1 rRNA gene is annotated in these 687 nt (G+C 57.8%); it reads right to left on the bottom strand.

The features are described from left to right. Positions 1-631: ribosomal RNA gene (locus MTF65_RS30065) — 23S ribosomal RNA — on the bottom strand; the annotation flags it as partial. Positions 632-687: the final 56 nt, after the last annotated feature.

The following is a 687-nucleotide window of genomic DNA, read 5'->3' as shown; positions in this document are numbered from 1 at the left end:
GCGACGCTCCCACGGCTTGTAGGCACACGGTTTCAGGTACTATTTCACTCCGCTCCCGCGGTACTTTTCACCATTCCCTCACGGTACTATCCGCTATCGGTCACCAGGGAATATTTAGGCTTAGCGGGTGGTCCCGCCAGATTCACACGGGATTTCTCGGGCCCCGTGCTACTTGGGAGATTCTTAAGCAAGCCGCTGATGTTTCGTCTACGGGGGTCTTACCCTCTACGCCGGACCTTTCGCATGTCCTTCGACTACATCAACGGTTTCTGACTCGCCGACCGGCCGGCAGACCGATCAAAAGAATTCCCACAACCCCGCATGCGCAACCCCTGCCGGGTATCACACGCATACGGTTTGGCCTCATCCGGTTTCGCTCGCCACTACTCCCGGAATCACGGTTGTTTTCTCTTCCTGAGGGTACTGAGATGTTTCACTTCCCCTCGTTCCCTCCACACTGCCTATGTGTTCAGCAGTGGGTGACAGCCCATGACGACTGCCGGGTTTCCCCATTCGGACACCCCCGGATCAAAGCTCAGTTGGCAGCTCCCCGGGGCCTATCGCGGCCTCTCACGTCCTTCATCGGTTCCTGGTGCCAAGGCATCCACCGTGCGCCCTTAAAAACTTGGCCACAGATGCTCGCGTCCACTGTGTAGTTCTCAAGCAACGACCAGCCACCCATCACCC

It is taken from the genome of Streptomyces sp. APSN-46.1, from assembly GCF_022815725.1.
Classification (GTDB): domain Bacteria; phylum Actinomycetota; class Actinomycetes; order Streptomycetales; family Streptomycetaceae; genus Streptomyces.
Note: the sequence above shows the minus strand (reverse complement) of the source record. Positions and strands in the feature narration are given on the sequence as shown.